At 38.5% G+C, this 18,415-nt stretch carries 22 protein-coding genes; 9 read left to right on the top strand and 13 right to left on the bottom strand.

The genetic code is table 11. From position 1 onward, the window contains the following. The first annotated feature begins 102 nt into the window (after positions 1–102). Entirely contained in the window at positions 103–975 is an 873-nt protein-coding gene (locus tag AC1DEF_RS21705; RefSeq protein ID WP_013085359.1) for a TetR/AcrR family transcriptional regulator, read from the top strand. 24 nt (positions 976–999) lie between these two features. On the opposite strand, the gene AC1DEF_RS21700 is transcribed toward AC1DEF_RS21705, so the two are convergent. Continuing rightward, entirely contained in the window at positions 1,000–1,584 is a 585-nt protein-coding gene (locus AC1DEF_RS21700) for a DUF502 domain-containing protein (RefSeq protein WP_043977273.1), read from the bottom strand. Positions 1,585–1,755: 171 nt separating this feature from the next. Here AC1DEF_RS21700 and AC1DEF_RS21695 point away from each other — a divergent pair, with 171 nt between their 5' ends. Together AC1DEF_RS21695 and AC1DEF_RS21690 are read left to right on the top strand one after the other, a co-directional pair. Next, positions 1,756–2,550 carry an SDR family oxidoreductase gene (locus AC1DEF_RS21695; protein WP_025752640.1) on the top strand — a complete coding sequence of 265 codons (795 nt, stop codon included), beginning with the start codon at positions 1,756–1,758 and terminating at the stop codon, positions 2,548–2,550. A gap of 129 nt (positions 2,551–2,679) precedes the next feature. After that, a complete protein-coding gene (locus AC1DEF_RS21690) occupies positions 2,680–3,882 on the top strand; it encodes an MFS transporter (RefSeq protein WP_097824868.1) in 1,203 nt (400 codons plus the stop codon). Between the two features lie 37 nt (positions 3,883–3,919). On the opposite strand, the gene AC1DEF_RS21685 is transcribed toward AC1DEF_RS21690, so the two are convergent. From AC1DEF_RS21685 to AC1DEF_RS21675, 3 genes are all read right to left on the bottom strand, one after another. Further along, positions 3,920–4,351, bottom strand: a complete 432-nt coding sequence (locus AC1DEF_RS21685) for a carboxymuconolactone decarboxylase family protein (RefSeq protein WP_016765843.1) — start codon at positions 4,349–4,351, stop codon at positions 3,920–3,922. A gap of 136 nt (positions 4,352–4,487) precedes the next feature. Further along, complete coding sequence (locus AC1DEF_RS21680) at positions 4,488–5,381, bottom strand: LysR family transcriptional regulator (RefSeq protein WP_097824869.1); 894 nt, start codon at positions 5,379–5,381, stop codon at positions 4,488–4,490. Between the two features lie 408 nt (positions 5,382–5,789). Beyond that, positions 5,790–6,416 carry an FMN-dependent NADH-azoreductase gene (locus AC1DEF_RS21675; protein WP_097824870.1) on the bottom strand — a complete coding sequence of 209 codons (627 nt, stop codon included), beginning with the start codon at positions 6,414–6,416 and terminating at the stop codon, positions 5,790–5,792. A gap of 217 nt (positions 6,417–6,633) precedes the next feature. Here AC1DEF_RS21675 and AC1DEF_RS21670 point away from each other — a divergent pair, with 217 nt between their 5' ends. Beyond that, entirely contained in the window at positions 6,634–7,347 is a 714-nt protein-coding gene (locus AC1DEF_RS21670) for an FTR1 family iron permease (protein WP_043977283.1), read from the top strand. 30 nt (positions 7,348–7,377) lie between these two features. On the opposite strand, the gene AC1DEF_RS21665 is transcribed toward AC1DEF_RS21670, so the two are convergent. From AC1DEF_RS21665 to AC1DEF_RS21655, 3 genes are all read right to left on the bottom strand, one after another. Next, positions 7,378–8,733 carry a sensor histidine kinase gene (locus AC1DEF_RS21665; RefSeq protein ID WP_097824871.1) on the bottom strand — a complete coding sequence of 452 codons (1,356 nt, stop codon included), beginning with the start codon at positions 8,731–8,733 and terminating at the stop codon, positions 7,378–7,380. After that, positions 8,711–9,436 carry a response regulator transcription factor gene (locus AC1DEF_RS21660; protein ID WP_013059676.1) on the bottom strand — a complete coding sequence of 242 codons (726 nt, stop codon included), beginning with the start codon at positions 9,434–9,436 and terminating at the stop codon, positions 8,711–8,713. The genes AC1DEF_RS21665 and AC1DEF_RS21660 overlap by 23 nt, the downstream gene beginning before the upstream one ends. A 158-nt stretch (positions 9,437–9,594) precedes the next feature. Continuing rightward, complete coding sequence (locus AC1DEF_RS21655; RefSeq protein ID WP_230586501.1) at positions 9,595–10,731, bottom strand: MGDG synthase family glycosyltransferase; 1,137 nt, start codon at positions 10,729–10,731, stop codon at positions 9,595–9,597. 153 nt (positions 10,732–10,884) lie between these two features. Between AC1DEF_RS21655 and AC1DEF_RS21650 the strand changes: the two genes are divergently transcribed. The 4 genes from AC1DEF_RS21650 to AC1DEF_RS21635 all read left to right on the top strand — a co-directional run bounded on the left by AC1DEF_RS21650 (position 10,885) and on the right by AC1DEF_RS21635 (position 13,087). Beyond that, on the top strand, positions 10,885–11,511 hold the full coding sequence (locus AC1DEF_RS21650; protein ID WP_043977288.1) for an undecaprenyl-diphosphatase: 627 nt from the start codon (positions 10,885–10,887) through the stop codon (positions 11,509–11,511). A 129-nt stretch (positions 11,512–11,640) separates the two neighbouring features. After that, a complete protein-coding gene (locus AC1DEF_RS21645; RefSeq protein ID WP_477727542.1) occupies positions 11,641–12,000 on the top strand; it encodes a hypothetical protein in 360 nt (119 codons plus the stop codon). Continuing rightward, positions 11,981–12,418 carry a MarR family winged helix-turn-helix transcriptional regulator gene (locus AC1DEF_RS21640; RefSeq protein ID WP_013085370.1) on the top strand — a complete coding sequence of 146 codons (438 nt, stop codon included), beginning with the start codon at positions 11,981–11,983 and terminating at the stop codon, positions 12,416–12,418. Before AC1DEF_RS21645 ends, AC1DEF_RS21640 begins: the two co-directional genes overlap by 20 nt. 27 nt (positions 12,419–12,445) lie before the next feature. Next, a complete protein-coding gene (locus AC1DEF_RS21635) occupies positions 12,446–13,087 on the top strand; it encodes a nitroreductase family protein (protein ID WP_013059680.1) in 642 nt (213 codons plus the stop codon). A gap of 33 nt (positions 13,088–13,120) precedes the next feature. On the opposite strand, the gene moaD is transcribed toward AC1DEF_RS21635, so the two are convergent. From moaD to AC1DEF_RS21610, 5 genes are read right to left on the bottom strand one after another with little or no spacing between them, the layout of a single operon-like run. Continuing rightward, on the bottom strand, positions 13,121–13,354 hold the full coding sequence (gene moaD, locus AC1DEF_RS21630) for a molybdopterin converting factor subunit 1 (RefSeq protein WP_013085372.1): 234 nt from the start codon (positions 13,352–13,354) through the stop codon (positions 13,121–13,123). 2 nt (positions 13,355–13,356) lie between these two features. Next, the gene (locus AC1DEF_RS21625) at positions 13,357–13,821 is read right to left on the bottom strand and encodes a molybdenum cofactor biosynthesis protein MoaE (RefSeq protein WP_097824872.1); all 465 of its coding nucleotides are present in this window, start codon (positions 13,819–13,821) and stop codon (positions 13,357–13,359) included. Continuing rightward, positions 13,818–14,345 carry a molybdopterin-guanine dinucleotide biosynthesis protein B gene (mobB, locus tag AC1DEF_RS21620; RefSeq protein ID WP_097824873.1) on the bottom strand — a complete coding sequence of 176 codons (528 nt, stop codon included), beginning with the start codon at positions 14,343–14,345 and terminating at the stop codon, positions 13,818–13,820. Before mobB ends, AC1DEF_RS21625 begins: the two co-directional genes overlap by 4 nt. Then, positions 14,333–15,598 carry a molybdopterin molybdotransferase MoeA gene (locus AC1DEF_RS21615; RefSeq protein ID WP_097824874.1) on the bottom strand — a complete coding sequence of 422 codons (1,266 nt, stop codon included), beginning with the start codon at positions 15,596–15,598 and terminating at the stop codon, positions 14,333–14,335. Before AC1DEF_RS21615 ends, mobB begins: the two co-directional genes overlap by 13 nt. A gap of 17 nt (positions 15,599–15,615) precedes the next feature. Beyond that, positions 15,616–16,632 (bottom strand): molybdopterin-synthase adenylyltransferase MoeB, encoded by a 1,017-nt coding sequence (locus tag AC1DEF_RS21610; protein ID WP_097824875.1) that lies wholly within the window; start codon positions 16,630–16,632, stop codon positions 15,616–15,618. Positions 16,633–16,793: 161 nt separating this feature from the next. On the opposite strand from AC1DEF_RS21610, the gene mobA reads away from it, so the two are divergent. Continuing rightward, the gene (gene mobA / locus AC1DEF_RS21605; protein ID WP_097824876.1) at positions 16,794–17,363 is read left to right on the top strand and encodes a molybdenum cofactor guanylyltransferase; all 570 of its coding nucleotides are present in this window, start codon (positions 16,794–16,796) and stop codon (positions 17,361–17,363) included. Positions 17,364–17,375: 12 nt separating this feature from the next. Here the strand turns inward: mobA and moaA are convergent, their stop codons facing one another. Then, positions 17,376–18,392 carry a GTP 3',8-cyclase MoaA gene (gene moaA, locus AC1DEF_RS21600; RefSeq protein ID WP_013085378.1) on the bottom strand — a complete coding sequence of 339 codons (1,017 nt, stop codon included), beginning with the start codon at positions 18,390–18,392 and terminating at the stop codon, positions 17,376–17,378. Positions 18,393–18,415: the final 23 nt, after the last annotated feature.

Raw genomic sequence — 18,415 nt, 5'->3', positions numbered from 1 at the left:
TCCCGGTTTTAACTTTGATATATACCTTTATCTTTTTTAGTGTATGATACTATTATCTAACGAAATGAATGGCTAAATTGTTCAATAAAGGAGGTAGAATACATGAAAGAAAAAGAAAAGAGAATAATTGAAGCTTCGATTAAGCTTTTTGCAAAAAAAGGATTTAATGCTACCTCTGTGCAAGAAATTGTAGATGAATGCAACATTTCAAAAGGTGCATTTTACCTGCACTTCAAATCTAAGGATGCACTTTTATTATCAATTCTAAACTTTTACTATGAAAAGCTGTTTAGCTCTGTTTATGCTCTCGACGAGGAAGTAAACGATGCCCGCAGCCGCTATATGAATCAGCTCATCTATTTCTATGAATTTATTACGGAGCACAGAGATTTTATTATCATGCAAATTCGTGAAAAATCTATTCCATTTAACAAAGAAGTGGAGACCTTTGTTCATAAAATGCAGCGAGAAACGTTTTACTTTCATCGCAAAAGCCTCGTTAGCGTATACGGAGAAGACGTAACTCCTTATATCTCGGATTTAACGAAAATGATTGAAGGTATTCATCATTCCTTTTTAGAAATTATTATCTTCAATCAATTCGAACTTACATTTAAAGAAGTAGCACAGTACATAATGGATCGAGTTGATGTATTAGTAGAAGATTTATTAGCTAGAAAACCTCGTCCCCTTATTCCTGCTTCTTTTGGTGAAGATATATATGGAAAGGAAAGAACGACTTTTCTCAGTAAAAATGAGCAGGTAAAACAAGCTCTTGAGGAAATTAAACATCTGCTAGACACCAGCGATCATATTTCTGATGAGCACGCAGACAGCTTTCACATTTTACAAACGGAGCTAAAAAAAGATAAGCCTACCGCTGCTATTGTAAAAGGCATGGTTGGAAATTTAACGGAACTTAAACCGTTGGAAGAACCGCTTAATCTTTTAACAGCCTTACTCCAACAAAAATAACAGAAGGCTTCAACAAGCCTTCTGTTATTTTTCTGCTTTTGAACTAGATACTCCCCCAGATAACACGAACTTCATTGCTTCTTCCGGCTTAATATCTAACCATTCAATTTCTTCTTTTGGAATCAAAAAAGTAAAACCAGCTACTTGAAAAGTTTGCGGAACATAGACGGCTACGTGGTCTTTTAACGAGTGAATCACCTCTTCTACTTCTTCGGAGGTCACAAACCCTATGACTTTCATTGACGTGCCGGGCATCATCACTAAAACTACTTTTGAAAAGGACTTTTTTTCTCCAAGAAAAGATTGAAGCGTATCTTTAATGACGATATATAGCGTTTTAACAAGCGGTATTCTTTCTAACAACCGGTCAATTAAGTTAATGATTTTCCCTGCAAAAAAACGAGTGGATAACCATCCTAAGAACGTAATTAAGACAAGAGTCGCTAAGATCCCAACCCCCGGTATATAATCCTGCTTCATGTAGGGCTTCAATACGTTTCCTAAAATGCTGTCTAAAAAATTAAACACTCTTACCAAAATATAAATAACGAGGATAATAGGAACAATCGTTAAGAGCCCATTAATAAAACTTTTTATGATTGCTTTCATGCAAACACCTCATTTTTTCTAACATACTGCTGTTCATTATACAATGGATTTATTTTCGCTGCCCCTCTTTATTCTTATTCACATACGTATAAACTAGCGACGTTTTATCAAAATAATAGATGGGTACATGAACATACATACTTATATATTTATTTTTTCGGAGGGATACAATTGGGACGTTTAGAATCAAAAATTGCTGTTATTACAGGGTCAAGCTCTGGCATAGGAAAAGCAACCGCTGAGCGCTTCGCGAAAGAAGGCGCGGTTGTTATTTGTGCCGATATTAATTTAGACGGTGTGAAAAAAGTAGCACAAGAAATTAAAGATGCTGGCGGTGAAGCCTACGCCTACTATATCGATGTAGCTGAAGAAGAAAAAGTAAAAGAATTCACAGCAGAAATTGAAAAGAAATTTGGTAAAGTGGACATTCTTTTTAATAATGCCGGTACAGACACAGAAGGCGGCAAGCTTCACGAATATCCAGTAGAACTTTGGGATCGCTTAATGTCGGTAGATTTACGCGGAACGTTTCTTGTAAGCAAATACGTTATTCCGCTGATGTTAGAAAATGGCGGATCGATTATTAATAATTCATCTGTGTCCGGACTGGCAGCAGACTTAGATCGTTCTGGCTATAACGCGGCGAAAGGTGCTATTACCAACCTAACAAGAACCATGGCAATTGACTACGCTCGTGAAGGTATTCGCGTTAACTCAATTGCTCCTGGAACAATCGAAACACCTCTTCTTGATGATTTATCAGGCGCTGAAGAAGGAAAAAAATTCAGAAAAGCATATGAATGGGTCGATCCGATGGGGCGTCTAGGAAAACCGGAAGAAGTAGCCGGTGCTGTATTATTTTTAGCATCTGATGACAGCTCATATGTGACAGGTGATTGCATTACTGTAGACGGCGGTCATATGGCGTATACGTGGCCTGGAAAAATGCTTTACGATAAAATGTGAGAATAAAATTAGCTCTATACCAGTAGGTATAGAGCTTTTCCGTTTGAATTTTTTCTTTAAAATAGACGTGACATTATGTCAAGACAGGTGTAAACTTAAAGCAAAATTCTTTGCTTCTAGGAGGAAGACATGAAAACAAAACAATTATCAGAACGTCAGCTTCTTGGCATCGCAGGGCTCGGGTGGCTCTTCGATGCAATGGATGTTGGCATTTTGTCTTTTATCATTGCAGCTCTTCACGCTGAATGGGGACTTTCCCCTACTGAAATGAGTTGGATAGGCAGTGTTAACTCGATCGGAATGGCGGTTGGAGCTTTGGTGTTTGGGTTACTGGCTGATCGAATTGGGCGAAAAACTGTTTTTATTGTAACTCTTGTTCTTTTTTCAGTGGCAAGCGGCCTTTCGGCTCTTACTACTACCCTTGCTGCTTTTTTAGTATTTCGATTTTTAATTGGAATGGGTTTAGGAGGAGAGCTGCCTGTTGCTTCTACACTTGTTTCTGAGACCGTGGCGCCGGAAAAACGCGGTAAAGTGGTCGTGCTGTTAGAAAGTTTTTGGGCGTTCGGTTGGCTACTGGCAGCGCTTATTTCTTATTTTGTAATCCCAGCTTACGGGTGGCAGCTAGCGCTTATCCTAACGGCTATTCCAGCGTTTTATGCCATTTATTTGCGCATTAAACTGCCCGATTCTCCTCAGTTTGTGGAAGCGACAAAAGAAAAGAAACCGTCGATTGCGGACAATGTAAGAAGCGTGTGGTCTAAGCCTTATCGTAAATCTACCATTATGCTCTGGGTTCTGTGGTTTTGCGTTGTATTTTCATATTACGGCATGTTTTTATGGCTACCTAGCGTCATGGTCATTAAAGGTTTTAGCTTGATCAAAAGCTTTGAATACGTATTGATTATGACATTAGCTCAACTGCCTGGCTATTATACGGCTGCTTGGTTTATTGAACGCATGGGCCGAAAATTCGTATTGGTCACATATCTGTTAGGTACGGCTGCCAGCGCATATATCTTCGGAAATGCGGAGTCACTTTGGCTGCTGCTAACAGCAGGTATGCTGTTGTCTTTCTTCAACTTAGGTGCTTGGGGTGCTTTATACGCGTATACACCTGAGCAATATCCGACATCTATCCGAGGCACAGGAGCTGGAATGGCTGCTTCTTTTGGACGAATTGGAGGAATTTTAGGGCCGCTGTTAGTTGGATATATGTCAACGCAAGGTACGTCTTTAACCGTTACGTTCTCAATCTTTTGTGGAGCTATTTTAATCGGTGTTGGTTCGGTTGTTTTTCTAGGAAAAGAAACCAAACAAAAGCAGCTCGCATAAACAAAGACGCTCTTTTAGAGCGTCTTTGTTGTGCTTATTATTTATTTTCTACCAGCTCTTTTTCATCTGCCTCTACTTCCACGTCACGCTGAGCGAATACTTTCTTGGCTACGCTTAAAGCATTTAACACGCGAGGGAAGCCTGTGTATGGGATTAATTGAATAATGCTCTCCACAATCTCCTTCGGCTCTAGTCCAGCTGTTAAACCTGTATTTAAATGCAGCTCAAGCTGAGGCTCTGTACCCTGAGTGACTAATGATGAAATGGTAACTAATGCTCGTTGCTTATTGGTTAGACCCGGTCGTGAATAAATGTCTCCATAGGCAAATTCAATAATATATTTCCCAACGTCAGGAGCTAGGTCTTTTAAGTCTTCTGTAATTTTTAAATGAGTTGAAATATCATCGTTACTCGTTAATGTATATTCCATTAATTTATCTAAACCTTTTTGATAACTATCTTGTGCCATGTAAAATCAACCTCCGTATTTTTCACTGACACCGCGCGGAATCAATGTTTGTTTTCTTGTATGTTTTCTACACTATCTACTTTAACGCACGTTCTCTCTTTCGTAAAATACATATATTCAATACAACATATGCATTTTATCTATATAAAGCAGAATGCTGTTCATTCATATAGTGAAGAAATTGCTTAGAGGCATATGAAATATATTTATCTTTTTTTAAAATCAATCCTAAATCCCATGAAATTGAAGGGTTAGTAATAGGAACTGCTTTTACAATAGAGGAATCTACTTTTGCCGCAATGGACTGTGGAAAGATAGATACTCCTAAGTTTTCGGCAATCATTTCACCAATAAAATCCCATTGAGAGCTCTCGTAAGCTACGTTAGGTTCAAATCCTGCTTGTTGACATGCATGAATAAGCCGGTCGTGAAGCGTAAAATCTTCATTAAATAAAATAAATTTCTCTTGGGCCAATTCATTAATTTCCACATGAGTTTTAGAGGCTAAAAGATGGGAATGGTGAACATATAAAAGCATTTTTTCAGAGATAAAAGGATTAATATCAAAAAGATGTTCATTTACCGGAAGCACCGCTACACCTAAGTCTAACTCTCCTTTTTCTACTGCTTTTTGAACACGATTGGCTCCGTATTCAATAAGTTTAATCGTAATATCTGGATAGAGCTGCTGAAACCCTTTGATAATCTTTGGAAAGAACAGAACTCCAATCAATGGAGGAATTCCAATTTTAATCATCCCTTTCTTCAGATTCATCACATCATATAAATAAGTCGATAGCTCATCAATGGATGCCATGACTTTTTGTCCTTGCGCATACACCACTTCCCCGGCATCCGTTAAATCAATCTGTCGTGCGGACCGATCAATTAATTCTACTTCCAATTCTTCTTCTAAGTTTTTCACCATTTTGCTCAAGGTCGGCTGTGAAATATGGAGGCTTTGAGATGCTTTAGTAAAGCTCCTTAATTTAGCGACTTCTAAAAAATAATTAAGCTGACGAATATCCATCTCTGCTCCTCCTATAGATAAGGCGAATATCTTTTATATTTTTTATTCATTTTACCTATTATTTTTTAGGATATATAGTAAAAATATAAAGAGAAGATGGACACATAATAAATCAATTTAATCTAAATAAGGACAATTGGGATAAAGGCGCTGGTATGGACCGCTTGTGACACCGCTGTTGCTTTCCGCGGGCGACCGCTGAGCCTCCTCTTCACTTGCGCTCCTGCGGTGTCTCACCTGTTCCGCTTTTCCGGCAGGAGTCTTCGCCTTGCCCTCCAATCAACATCTAGAAGCTACTACATGCATGAAACCTACGCTTACCATAACATCAAAAAATCCGAACGATTCATCGTTCGGATATACCTTCACCTAAAATACTTTTGTCCCGTCTTCTTTTACGAATATGATTTAAAATGTTTTGGCTGCTTGTGCTGCTTGTTCTAGACCACTTTCAATAATTTCTTGCCCACGATCTGGAAACTGATTATGTCCCTCAATAATAACAGAGTTCACATCCGTGATTCCAAAGAATTGAAGTACGCTGCTGACATATTTAACGGCCATTTCGACCTCAGCTGCTGGACCTTCTGAATACACTCCGCCTCGCGCGTTTAATAACATCACTTTTTTATCGCCTAGTAATCCCACCGGACCTTCGGGCGTATACTTAAACGTTTTGCCTGCTTGATTTAAATAATCAAGGTACGTATGAAGCACGGCTGGCACAGTAAAATTCCAAAGCGGAAAGGCAATAACAATTTTATCTGCTCTCACAAATTGTTCTAAGTAGGAATTAGCAGTTTCTGCTGCTTTGTTTTCCGCTGCCGTCACTTCTAGCCCTCTTGCTAATTTAAACTGACCGTTTATCATGTCGGCATCTAAATAAGGAAGTTCTTCTTTAAACAAATTTAGCTCTATTATTTCTTCATCTTGATGCGATTGTTGATAGCTTTTTAAAAATGCATCATATAATTTCATGCTAACCGCTTCACTTGCCGATCTGTCATTTGCTTTTATAAAAAGAGTATAACTCATACTAAAACCTCCACTGATTGTTCATACTCTTATTTTATTCGCTTTTTTCGTGCATTTCGAACGACTTTATAATGAAATACCTTCATACTTTAGTCTGAAAAATCCTATATTAGATTTTTATTAAAGAGCAAAAAAACAAATTGACAACGATAATCATTATCATTAAAATTAGAGAGAATTTAATTATTACTATCATTTAAAGTAAGGGGAGCTTTTTATGTGGTCGAGTTTGGCTTTGTCGCTTCGTGAAGGTTTAGAAGCGTCACTTATTATTGGAATTATTTTAGCTCATGTTACAAAAATTGGCCGAAAAGACTTAAAGTATTCCGTCTTCATTGGCGCTGCTGCTGGCCTTATTTTCAGCTTAGTATTTGGCTTTATTGGCTTTAATGAGGCGAGAGAGTTAGAAGAAGAGTCAGAAGAAATTTTTGAAGGAGTCATGATGCTTTTAGCTGCAGGTCTTATCGCTTACTTTATTCTGTGGTTGCATCGGAGCAAAGAAATGACATCTTCGGTTACATCAAAAATTTCCAGAAGCTCTTCCAAATGGGGATTAATCGTTTTAGCCTTTTTATCTGTCTTTCGTGAAGGAACAGAACTAATTATTTTTAATCTGACACAAGTGAATCAACACGCCTCTTCTATTGTATTCGGCAGTATAAGTGGCATTTTGCTGGCCATCGTTATTACATACATTCTGTTCAAAACAGCTATTAAGCTGAACCTGTGGATTATTTTTAAAGCGCTTGGTGTTTTCCTTATTTTTATTGGAGGAGAGTTATGCGGTGAAGGTTTGGTTAAGCTATTTGAAGCTGGTGGAGAACCCCTTGAAATAATTGGATTTAGTGTATTTACAGTTGCATCACTGTATCTATTCTTCCAAACGGAGTTAAAAAAATTAAGAGTAAGAAAACAAAAATCAGCATCATAATCACACAAAAGCCGCCTAACGGCGGCTTTCTCAGTTTGTAGATGAAACGGGAAGGTGAATCACAACTTCCGTCCCTTGTTCTTCTTCACTTTTAATAAAAATCTCGCCTTTATGCTGACGGACAATAGTTTGTGCAATCGACAGTCCAAGCCCCGTTCCTCCCGTAGCTCTGCTTCTGGCTTTATCGACTCGATAGAAACGTTCAAAAATATGTGCAAGATCTTCTTTTGGAATGCCAATTCCATAGTCTTTTACTTTGATAATGACATCTTCCTGCTTTTTTTCAACGGTCACTTCAATTTTATCCGTACTGTATTTAATTGCATTATCAAGCAAAATAATCAATACTTGCTTCATTTTTAGTTCATCCACTTCAATCATAATGGGCGTTTGATCATAATGAAGAACTAATTCTCTTTTGTATACCTGCTGCAGCTGCTTAACGATTTGTTCAAAAATAAGAACAAGATCTGTTTGCTTCAGATCAAGCGTTTGTTCTTTTTCCACACTTGCCAGATCAAGCAGCGTTTCAATCATTTTTTGCATTTTGGTTGCTTCGGCATAGATAGTGTCGATCGCATCGAGCGTAATTTCTTCATTTTTAATCCCTCTTCTTCTTAATAAATTAGAATAACTGCGAATAACGGTTAGAGGGGTTTTTAATTCATGAGAAGCATCGGAAACAAACTGATTTTGCTTTTCAATATTTTCTCGCAAGCGGTCAATCATATGATTAAAGGTAACGGTCATCCCCTGCAGTTCATCTCTCGTTTCGGTTTGAATGAGGACTTTTTTAGGAACACCGCTCTCTTCGATCTCTTTCATCGTTGTGACCATATTTTTAATAGGATGCATAATGACGCGTGATAACCATCTTCCTCCTAAAAGAGACAGTAAAATGGACACAAGCGAACAAAAAATCAAAATTGATAGCAAAATATCTTTACGGGTTTCAAAACCAGTCAGGAGCTCACCAATCTCAAGCGTTTCAACGACTTGATTATTGACTTTGACAGGCATGCGAATAACCAATACTTGCTTTTCTCTGATTTTGCGAAGTTTCACCTTTTTTTTCTTTGAAAATTCGGGCTTAATTTTCACCAGATGAGGATCATTTGATACCTGGTTAATGACCGTAGAATTTTCTGAGACTGTTCGTATAAATGAATGGTTGGTCAAATAAAATTTTAGTAACTCCGGCGAGAGCTCCACGGAATGATCTTGCTGACCTTTTTGAATAATCTCGCGTGCTTTTTCGAATAAAATGTCCTGTTCCATATTCACGGTAGATTTAGTAAAGGAGAAAAAAACAACGATGTTCATGATTAATAAAATAACCACTAGCCATGCTGTTGTCAGTAAATTAATCTTCGTCGTGATCTTCATGTTTCTCCTCTTTCATCATATATCCTACGCCCCGCACCGTATGAATGAGAGAAGTAGAAAAACCTTCATCTACTTTTTTTCTTAAGTGGCGAATATACACATCAATTACGTTCGTTTCTCCTTCATATTCATAGCCCCAAACGTTTGTGAGAATTCCTTCTCTCGTGACAATTTTATTTTTATTCGTAAGCAAATACACGACTAAATCATACTCTTTCGGTGTCAACGTAATGGATTCATTGTTTCTTAGGACTTCCCTTGTTTCAAGATTAATGGTCAAATCACTTATCGTTAAGAGCTCCGCTTCAGCTTCTTTCGTTCCTGATGCTTCTACGAGCGAACGATAGCGAATACAAGAGCGAACCCGTGCTAACAGTTCTTCAATTTCAAACGGTTTTGTAACATAATCATTAGCCCCTTGGTCTAAGCCCATTACCTTATCCAGCGTCGTATTTCTGGCAGTTAATAAAATAACTGGCGTAAATACTTCCGCTTTCCGAAGTCTTCTTAACACCTCAATACCACTCAGACTTGGAAGCATCACGTCTAGCAAAATGAGGTCATATTGAGCGGATGTTGCCGTCTCTAACCCCGCTTTCCCGTCGTACTCAACATCTACTTCATAATCTTCAAATTCCAATTCAATCTTTAACACTTTCGCAATTTGCGCTTCATCTTCCACAATTAAAATTTTCTCTTTCATGTTATACACCTCTCACCACATGTCTTAAGTGAAAGAATAGCTTCTTTAGATAAAAAAACAACACCTTTTTCAAAAGATGTTTGTTTTTTTATCTAAACCCTACTTTTTCAACATACTTGTCTTTTAGCTTATCCTTATTGTTTGTAAACATGAATGTTTTACGCATGAAGACCAATCGTTTGCTTTTCGCCTAAAATCCAATTGACTACTGCTAAAAGTTCTTCAGGCGTTTGTGCTTCGATTTCTTTATGGTAAGCAGCAATCGCGTTATATAATGTGCTCATTTTATCAGCATCCTGCAGCACTGCCTGCAGCTGACTTTCTAACGATTGATCCGCCTTTAGTTCTTGAACTAAGTTTCGTTCTGTTAAATAGCGTAAATTCACTTCTTCTTGACCTGGTAAAGCAGAATGAACAAAAATCGGTAAATTCTTGCGAAGAGCTTCACTGACCGTGATACCACCTGGCTTTGTTACAATAGCATCCACTTGTTCATACAGTTCATTCATTTCTGTGCGTGATGAAATGTACGGAATCGGTGTAACGTGCTGTAATTCCCATCCCTTGATTTCTTCATATAGCTTTTGATTTTTGCCGCATAAGACAAAGTAATGAAAATGGCTCGCATCTTTTAAATCATTGTAGAAATCCATAATATTGCCTAAACCGCTGCTGCCTCCAGCAATTAAAATATTTCGATTACCAGGATGCTTAAATGTTCTTGTTTTTGTTATTTCTTCATGTACCGGTATTCCTGTGACCATCATATTTTGAAGTGGAATTTCACTTTGAGCACGAAGTCCTTTTTTTACTTCTTCACTAGGGAGAAAGTGAAAATCAATCTCTTCTTTTCCCCATAAATTATTAATAAAGAAATCCGTGTAGACATTTATAATAGGTACATCGCACTTGCCTTTTGCTTTTAATTGACTGAGCAAATAAGAAGGAAAACCATGTGTGCATATAATTAAATCCGGATTTTCTTCTTTAACTAAGTGCTCCATTTTTTTTGCAAATACGTGATGATACCATTTGAATGAATGAACAGGCGGTTCATAAAAGAGATGTTTGTATGCCATATTGTACGTTTCTGGAGCATAACGAATCCATTTCAAATATGTGCCTGTGACCACTTTTTCTAATAGTTCGTTTGTATAGCTTAATAAATCTATTTTTTTATAACAAATATTTGTTGTTCTTCTTTCCAATATATCCATTAACGCCTCTGCCACTTGATGATGGCCAGAAGGCATTTTTAGAAGAGGTAAAAATAAAACCTTTTTCAACTGTTTCATCTCCTATTCTAAAAGCAGTTTCTTCCTCTCCTTTTTATATCATTAAATGCCCTTAAATTTCGGATTTTAATTGATTTTTAATGTGAAATTCATCGTTTTTTTAGAGTGTCAATCTAAACTAAGAGTGAAAAGTACTGTATAAGGAGAAAACAAATGAACCTCAATTACGAAGTATTTCAATGGATTAACTCGTTTGCTGGTGAATCCAGCGCAATGGATTCTGTAATGATTATCATCACGAATAGCGTTCCTTATTTTATAATGGCTTGTTTGCTTTTGCTTTGGTTTAGCGGAAAAACAGAAAGAACAATTTATCACCGTTATACGGCTTTATACATGTTGTTTACAATTGTACTTTCTCTATGTATCAATGAGGTCATTCACCTGGTGTATTACCACCCGCGTCCGTTTGTGACTCATCACGTTCATAAGCTGATTCCGCACCCGGCTAATTCATCTTTTGTGAGTGATCATTCGATTTTAGTCTTTTCTGCTGCTTGGATCATGTGGTTACGAAAAAACAAATGGAGAAGCATCATTTTTATATGGGCTGTCATTTCTGGCCTTTCACGTATTTACGTAGGCGTTCACTATCCAGCAGATGTACTTGGAGGCATGGTGATTGCGGGAGCTATCGGATGCTTTATTATATACGTTTCAGCTAAAACAACTCCTCTTATTCAGCGATTATTCTGGATTCACGATTTGATTATCAAGCGTATTCCGTTTCTATCTTCCTATACGCATGAACAAATTAGCAAAAAAAATCATTCAGCTTAAAGAGGCTGAGGCAAAAATAGTTTAGCTGAAATGAAAAACGAACCACTAATCAAACAGTTTGATTAGTGGTTCGTTTTTTTTGTTATGGTGAACGTAGATTTTATCTGTTTCGTTCCTTCCAGCAGTTGATTGGAGGGCAAGGCGAAGACTCTTGCGGGAACAGTGGAACAGGTGAGAACCCCGCAGGAGCGCAAGCGACGAGGAGGCTCAGCGGCCGCTCGCGGAAAGCGAAGCCTTGCACGGAAATCAACTGCGGTCGAGCAAGCAGTCCAGATTACATATCCAGATTGTTCACCTTTGAATGGGATTCATTTCGTTACGTCTCAGCCTCTTTTTTATTATTTTAAAAAAACAAAGTTCACTTTCTTGACTTTCACTTTTATTTATTTTATATTAGTTGATGTATCAAACATTGATGTATCAAATATTGATTCATCAATAAATATCATAGAAAAAGGGAGCGACTTTCTTGTCACATTCATGTTCTGAAAAAGCAAATGTTCTGTATGCTCTGCAAGAAGTTAATAAACAAATTAATCAAAAGTTTGAGCATTGTACCGGTGTTAGCCAATCACGTCTTGATATTTTACATCAGCTTTATGAAACAGGTGAAATGAGTCAAAAGGCGCTTCAACAGCAAGTAAACATTGACAATGCTGCAATTACAAGGCATTTAAAGCAGCTCGAAGAAAGAGATGTTGTATCACGCCGTAAAAACCCTGATGACAACCGCGTAACATTTGTAAAGCTTACGAAAAGCGGACATGAAAAAATCGGTGCATTTCGAAACGAAAAAGCTCGCTTTATTGATGAAGCATTTAAAGATTTCAGCGAAGAAGAACAGCTGCTGCTTTCCAAAATGCTTGAGCGTTTAAAAGTAAACATTTCGGCCATTGAACGGTCATAACATTTTTAACATAAAGGAGAGTTCATCATGACGCAAACAAAAACACTAAACAATGATTTCCAAGATATTATTACAGGGCGCAGATCTATTCGTTATTACGACCCATCTGTCAAAATCAGCCGTGAAGAAATGAAAGAAATTTTAACCGAAGCGACGCTAGCTCCATCTTCTGTTAATGCACAGCCTTGGCGCTTTCTAGTAATTGATAGCCCTGAAGGAAAGGCAACATTAGCTCCGCTTGCTAAATTTAATCAATCACAAGTAGAAACATCAGCAGCTGTTATTGCGATTTTCGGCGATTTAAAAAGTGAAGAAAATTTAGATGAAATTTACGATAAAGCTGTTGAACTAGGCTATATGCCACAAGAAATTAGAGATATGCAAATTCCTAAAATCAAAGCGCACTACGCAGCTGCTTCTGAAGAATTAAATAAAGAAACAGTATTAATTGACGGCGGTTTAGTATCTATGCAGTTAATGCTTGCTGCACGTGCTCACGGTTATGATACAAACGCTATTGGCGGTTATGAAAAAGATCAAATTGCCGAAGCATTCGGTTTAGACAAAGAGCGCTATGCGCCGGTTATGTTACTTTCAATCGGCAAAGCAGCAAATAGCGGTTACCCGTCTGTACGTTTACCAATCGAAAAAGTAGCTCAATTTAGATAATAAAAAAAGGTGCTGAATATACAGCACCTTTTTTTATCCTCCACTAACGGGCGGAATAAATGCGACGGTATCTCCCGTTCCAATGGTTTCTTCATCTGTTACAAACTCTTCGTTGACTGCGGTCATCGTTTGCTTCAGAGAGGACAACTTATACGTTTTTTGCACATATTCCTTTAATTCCTTCACTGTTATATCTTGCTTATCAACTGTTACTTGTTCCACTCCAGCCTCTTCACGTATAGCAGCGAAAAATAAGACGTTAATCATTTTTACATCTCCTTCATTGGCTTTCCTTCAGGATATTCTTTCGTTTCTAACTGATCTCCAATCCATTTTGTTCCGTCTTCCCAAAATTCCTTTTTCCAAATTGGCACAATTTGCTTAATACGTTCAATAGCATACTCGTTTGCTTCATAAGCTGTTTTGCGATGAAGAGAAGAAACGGCAATAACTACTGCGACTTCTGTTATATCAAGCTTCCCGATTCGATGAGTAATAGCTGTCAAAGCATCGGGCCACTTTTCCTGAATTTCGTCACCAATTTGGCTAAGCATTTTCACTGCCATTGGCACATAGGCTTGATATTCAAGAGAGAGCGTCTTCTTGCCTTTTGTAAATTCTCTTACCGTTCCAATAAATGTCGTAATAGCTCCCGCGTTTCTTCTAGAAACTTTTTTAATTATTTCATCTACGGCAATTGGCTGATTTACTACTTCAAATAAGTGCTGGTTCATCTTCTTTCCCCCACTTCTTTCAATAAAAAATTAAGATAAAGCTCGTCTTCTTGTAAGTGAAATATTGGATATGCTCGCTGCAATTCTTTTTTAAGCGGAACGTGACTGATCACGCATATAATATTGGTTAGAGAGGAAAGCAGAACAAGATCTTCTTCACTTCGAATCAAGACTGCTTTTGGATAGGATTCTTTTTTATATCCTTCAACAAAAATGACATCTGGCGAGAAAAATCGATAAAAATCAATCAGCTTTTTTAGGCTCCAGTCTTTACTAGCTGCCGTAAGCTGAAAGATTCCACCTCCCTCTACACCTGCCACATCGGCACCTGCTTGCTGGTGGCGATGACTGTCTTTTAGCTCACTGCTGCTATCTGGAGGTCCGCCGTGTCCATGGTGCTTAATAGAACCTACACATAGATTGAATTGTTTCGCTCTTTTAATGAGCTTTTCCACTAAAGTAGTTTTTCCGCTGTTTTGAAATCCAACTACTTGTAAAACGGTACAACAAGCTACCAAGGCCATTCACTTCCTCGCACGTCATCTAGCAATAAGACGTCAACCAGCATTCCTTCTTTGTATCCTCTCGTCCCTCCAGGAAATATAATTAATGTATCCGCATGAGCTAAAGAAGAAACCGCACTAGATTTTGTAAAGCTTAATGGAGAAGCAATCAGCTGTCCTTCCCTGTATGAAAGCCTGCCAGATACAAATCGCATAAAAGGATTTGGCTTTAAGAAGTCCTTTCCTAACAAAGCTTTTTCTTTCCGAAGATGAGGGGTTCTTTTACCCGCATATGTACTGATTACCGGACGAGCCAGAAGTTCAAAACCGACATAGCACGCTGTAGGATTTCCCGAGAGGCCAAATAAAAGCTTTTCTTCCATACGAGCAACCGTTGTTACACTGCCTGGTCTCATTGCTATTTTATTAAAAAGAACTTCGGCTTGTAATTGTTTATAAACATCTGGTAGATAATCATAGTCTCCTACTGAAACGCCGCCCGTTGTAATCAGCATGTCCACTTCTGATAGTGCAGCTTTTACCGCATTGTAGCACTGACTTAAATCATCAGGCATAATACCAAAATAGTTCACTTCGCCTCCAGCTTTTTCAATTTGCGCACGCAGCATATGAGCATTGCTATTACGAATTTTGCCCCGTTCAACAGGATCACTCACTTCCACTAGTTCACTTCCAGTTGCAAGTAATCCAACTACAGGTTTTTTGAAGACAGCTACGTCACTATAGCCAAATGTGGCTAAAAGAGCTGCTACTCCCGGAGTGATATACGTTCCTTTTGAAGCTAACACAGTGTCTTTTGTTGTTTCTTCTCCTTGAAAAGAAATGTTATCTCCGCTGTTAAACGAACGCTTGATTTGAACGATCGGCTGATTGTCTTTCGTATATTCTTTTGTTACTTCAAGCATTGCAACCGCATCGCAGCCTTTAGGAATAGGAGCTCCTGTCATAATACGCACAGCCTGCATCGCGCTGACTGTATGTTCAAAAACAGAACCCGCTCCTATTTCTCCTCGAACAGCCAGTTCTACTGGATGAAGTGATGATGCTTCTTTCGTATCTTGCGACCGAACGGCAAAACCATCATATGGAGAACGATCAAAAGCAGGAATATCATGATCTGCTATTAAATCTTCAGCTAAAAATCTGCCGTGAGCTTCTTCAAGCGCAATGATTTCTTGCTTTCTGTTTTTTGCATACTGCATCACTCGTCCAACGCATTCTCCGACAGGGATAGGAGTTCGCTTTTCTCTCATTCTTTTCACTCCTTTACTCATCCTAGTAAACGATAATATAAGCTTCTCGCAAATTGAATATCATTCGTTCCATGAATAAATACACGGCCATCTTGAAAAATTACAAAGCGCTGCTCTGGAAGCTGACATGACAGAAGATATGGATTGCGGTCCACTTTCCCCTGTTTTTTTAACCGTTTTTCCAATTCATCGAAGTTGTACAAATGGCGCTGCGAGGGCCTGATTTGAACCGTCTCTCTGCCGCACAGAACTTCTGTTTTAAGCTGATTTTCATACGCTAAGTACGGATATGTTTGGGTTGATCCGCAAGAAGAACATTTATCACTTTTCATTTTGCCCGTCTTAAATTCAGCATGCTGATTATTCCAGGCGTCAAAGGTTAGAAATGTGTGGCGCAAAGCTTCAACATCTTCGACTAAAATTTTTAATGCTTCGGTTATTTGATAGGCTGCCACAATTTGAACAGCGGGACTAATAATTCCTGCTGTCTCACAGGTTGCTCCTCCGACAGGCACTTTTTTCAATATGCAGTGCAGACAAGGGGTTACATTTGGGATAACAGTATAAGTGGCGCCATAACTCCCTACACATGAGCCGTATATCCAAGGAACTTCATACTTATGTGACAAATCATTTAAAATAAAACGGATGTCGAAGTTGTCTGTCGCATCGATGATCACATCGGCTGTTTGGACGATACTTTCTAAATTAGCAGGCTGAGCATCCATCACCAGCGCTTCAATCTTCACTTCCGTGTTTATTTGACGCAAACGATTTTTTGCTGCTACAGCTTTAGGTAGTTTGTTTTGCGCATCTTGTTCTGTATAAAGCTGCTGACGCTGTAGATTACTCCATTCTACATAATCACGATCTACAAGAGTCAATTTTCCAATTCCAGCACGCACGAGGGCTTCTGCGCTAGCGCTGCCTAGAGCCCCTGCACCTACAACTAAAACATGCTTACTTCTAATTTGCTGCTGCCCTTTGTTTCCAATGGGCTGGAAAAGCTGCTGACGTGAATAACGTTCTGTCACTCTTTTCTCTCCCTTTCTCGTTCAATCTCTGACTTCACTATCTATTCCTTCGTCAAAGATATTTCTTTAGAAACATGCTATTATACACATAAAGCTACGCTGCTTTACGGAGACTTTTTTGCATAAATATACAAATATATTTTGATGGAGGTATTTAATAAATGTCCATTGCAGGCATTGTATTAGCAGGAGGAAAATCTTCTCGCTACGGTAAACCAAAAATGTTTGAAACCTATAACAAGAAATCATTTTACGAATATAGTATAGATGCATTAAAAGAAAATCACGTCACACCTATACTTGTGTCTACCAACCAAGATTTACTCCCTTATTTTCAAAGAAAGGATGTTGCATTTGCAGTTGAAAAATGCCCGTATCAAGGTCCTTTGTATGCAATTCATCACGCTTTAACTGCGATCGATTGCTGCGCTGAATGGTTCTTTATTCTTTCTTGCGATATTCCTTTTATTAATGCTGAGTTTGTTCATCACATGATCACACTGACCCAAACGGACTCACCTGACATTGTTCTTCCTGTTCAGCCTGATCACATTCACCCGCTTCTAGCACTCTATCACCGTAGAACGCTTCCTCTTATTGAACAACTCGTTACACAAGGTGAAAGAAGGCTTACGCAATTGTTGAATCAGACAAACGTCCTTCGCGTGCCTTTTTCAGCGGAAGATCCCACTTTTATAAATGTGAATCATCGCAGTGATTGGGATGTATAAAGCTTCTTTGAATTATCCACCAATATGAGACATTTCCACTTTTTCAGCGCCTTGGACCTGTCTTCCATTAGCTCGTTCGTCTGAGTAACGATCTTTCCGATGATTCCAGATATCAGAAATGGTGTCACAAACAGTATGATCAGAGGCTTCTGACCGTATCAGTGTGCGGAGGTCATATCCTTTTGACGCGAACAAACAGGTATAGAGCTTTCCTTCAGCCGATACTCTTGCGCGTGAACAAGTGGAACAGAATGAATCTGTGACAGATGAAATGATACCAATTTCCTCTTCTGTCCCGACGTATCGATACCTGGTGGCTACTTCTCCCGTATAATGAGGTGTAATTTCTTCAAGAGGCATTTCTTGTCCAACTATATCAAGAATTTGTTTCTTTGTTATAACCTCATCCATTTTCCATCCGTTTGAATTTCCAACATCCATATATTCAATAAAACGCAGCGTATGTTTTTTGTCTTTAAAATAGTGGGCCATCGGAAGAATATCCTGCTCATTCTTGCCTTTTTGGACAACCATGTTTATTTTGACTGAAATCCCCGCAAGAGCTGCTGCTTCTATTCCTTCTAATACTCGTTTTACGCTTCCTCGGTTTCCATTCAACTCTTGAAATCTCACTTCATCAAGCGAGTCTAAGCTAACGGTTACTCTTGATAATCCCGCTTTTGATAAGGCTTCTGCATGCTTCTTTAACAGTGAGCCGTTTGTTGTTATGGCAATATCATCTATACCCTCAATTTGCTTCAGACGATTGATTAGATCTGGCAAGCCTTTTCTTAGCAGCGGCTCTCCTCCCGTTATACGCACTTTTTTTACTCCTAGCGATGCGAATAATCTAGTGAGTCTCTCTAATTCATCAAACGAAAGAATGTTTTCGGCAGGTAAAAATGGATAGTCTGCCCCAAAAATTTCTTCAGGCATACAATATCGACAGCGAAAGTTACAGCGATCTGTTACTGACAAACGCAAGTCTCGTAAAGGACGCTTTAAAGTATCAACTATAGCGTATGACATCTGCCTCATCTCTCCTCTCTCTA

Source organism: Priestia sp. 10L35, assembly GCF_056395685.1.
Note: the sequence above shows the minus strand (reverse complement) of the source record. Positions and strands in the feature narration are given on the sequence as shown.

Coding starts and splice junctions, on each gene's coding strand:
- AC1DEF_RS21705 (WP_013085359.1), top strand. CDS start 103: ATGAAAGAAAAAGAAAAGAGAATAATTGAAGCTTCGATTAAGCTTTTT.
- AC1DEF_RS21700 (WP_043977273.1), bottom strand. CDS start 1,584: ATGAAAGCAATCATAAAAAGTTTTATTAATGGGCTCTTAACGATTGTT.
- AC1DEF_RS21690 (WP_097824868.1), top strand. CDS start 2,680: ATGAAAACAAAACAATTATCAGAACGTCAGCTTCTTGGCATCGCAGGG.
- AC1DEF_RS21685 (WP_016765843.1), bottom strand. CDS start 4,351: ATGGCACAAGATAGTTATCAAAAAGGTTTAGATAAATTAATGGAATAT.
- AC1DEF_RS21680 (WP_097824869.1), bottom strand. CDS start 5,381: ATGGATATTCGTCAGCTTAATTATTTTTTAGAAGTCGCTAAATTAAGG.
- AC1DEF_RS21675 (WP_097824870.1), bottom strand. CDS start 6,416: ATGAGTTATACTCTTTTTATAAAAGCAAATGACAGATCGGCAAGTGAA.
- AC1DEF_RS21670 (WP_043977283.1), top strand. CDS start 6,634: ATGTGGTCGAGTTTGGCTTTGTCGCTTCGTGAAGGTTTAGAAGCGTCA.
- AC1DEF_RS21665 (WP_097824871.1), bottom strand. CDS start 8,733: ATGAAGATCACGACGAAGATTAATTTACTGACAACAGCATGGCTAGTG.
- AC1DEF_RS21660 (WP_013059676.1), bottom strand. CDS start 9,436: ATGAAAGAGAAAATTTTAATTGTGGAAGATGAAGCGCAAATTGCGAAA.
- AC1DEF_RS21655 (WP_230586501.1), bottom strand. CDS start 10,731: ATGAAACAGTTGAAAAAGGTTTTATTTTTACCTCTTCTAAAAATGCCT.
- AC1DEF_RS21650 (WP_043977288.1), top strand. CDS start 10,885: ATGAACCTCAATTACGAAGTATTTCAATGGATTAACTCGTTTGCTGGT.
- AC1DEF_RS21635 (WP_013059680.1), top strand. CDS start 12,446: ATGACGCAAACAAAAACACTAAACAATGATTTCCAAGATATTATTACA.
- moaD (WP_013085372.1), bottom strand. CDS start 13,354: ATGATTAACGTCTTATTTTTCGCTGCTATACGTGAAGAGGCTGGAGTG.
- AC1DEF_RS21625 (WP_097824872.1), bottom strand. CDS start 13,821: ATGAACCAGCACTTATTTGAAGTAGTAAATCAGCCAATTGCCGTAGAT.
- mobB (WP_097824873.1), bottom strand. CDS start 14,345: ATGGCCTTGGTAGCTTGTTGTACCGTTTTACAAGTAGTTGGATTTCAA.
- AC1DEF_RS21615 (WP_097824874.1), bottom strand. CDS start 15,598: ATGAGAGAAAAGCGAACTCCTATCCCTGTCGGAGAATGCGTTGGACGA.
- mobA (WP_097824876.1), top strand. CDS start 16,794: ATGTCCATTGCAGGCATTGTATTAGCAGGAGGAAAATCTTCTCGCTAC.
- moaA (WP_013085378.1), bottom strand. CDS start 18,392: ATGTCATACGCTATAGTTGATACTTTAAAGCGTCCTTTACGAGACTTG.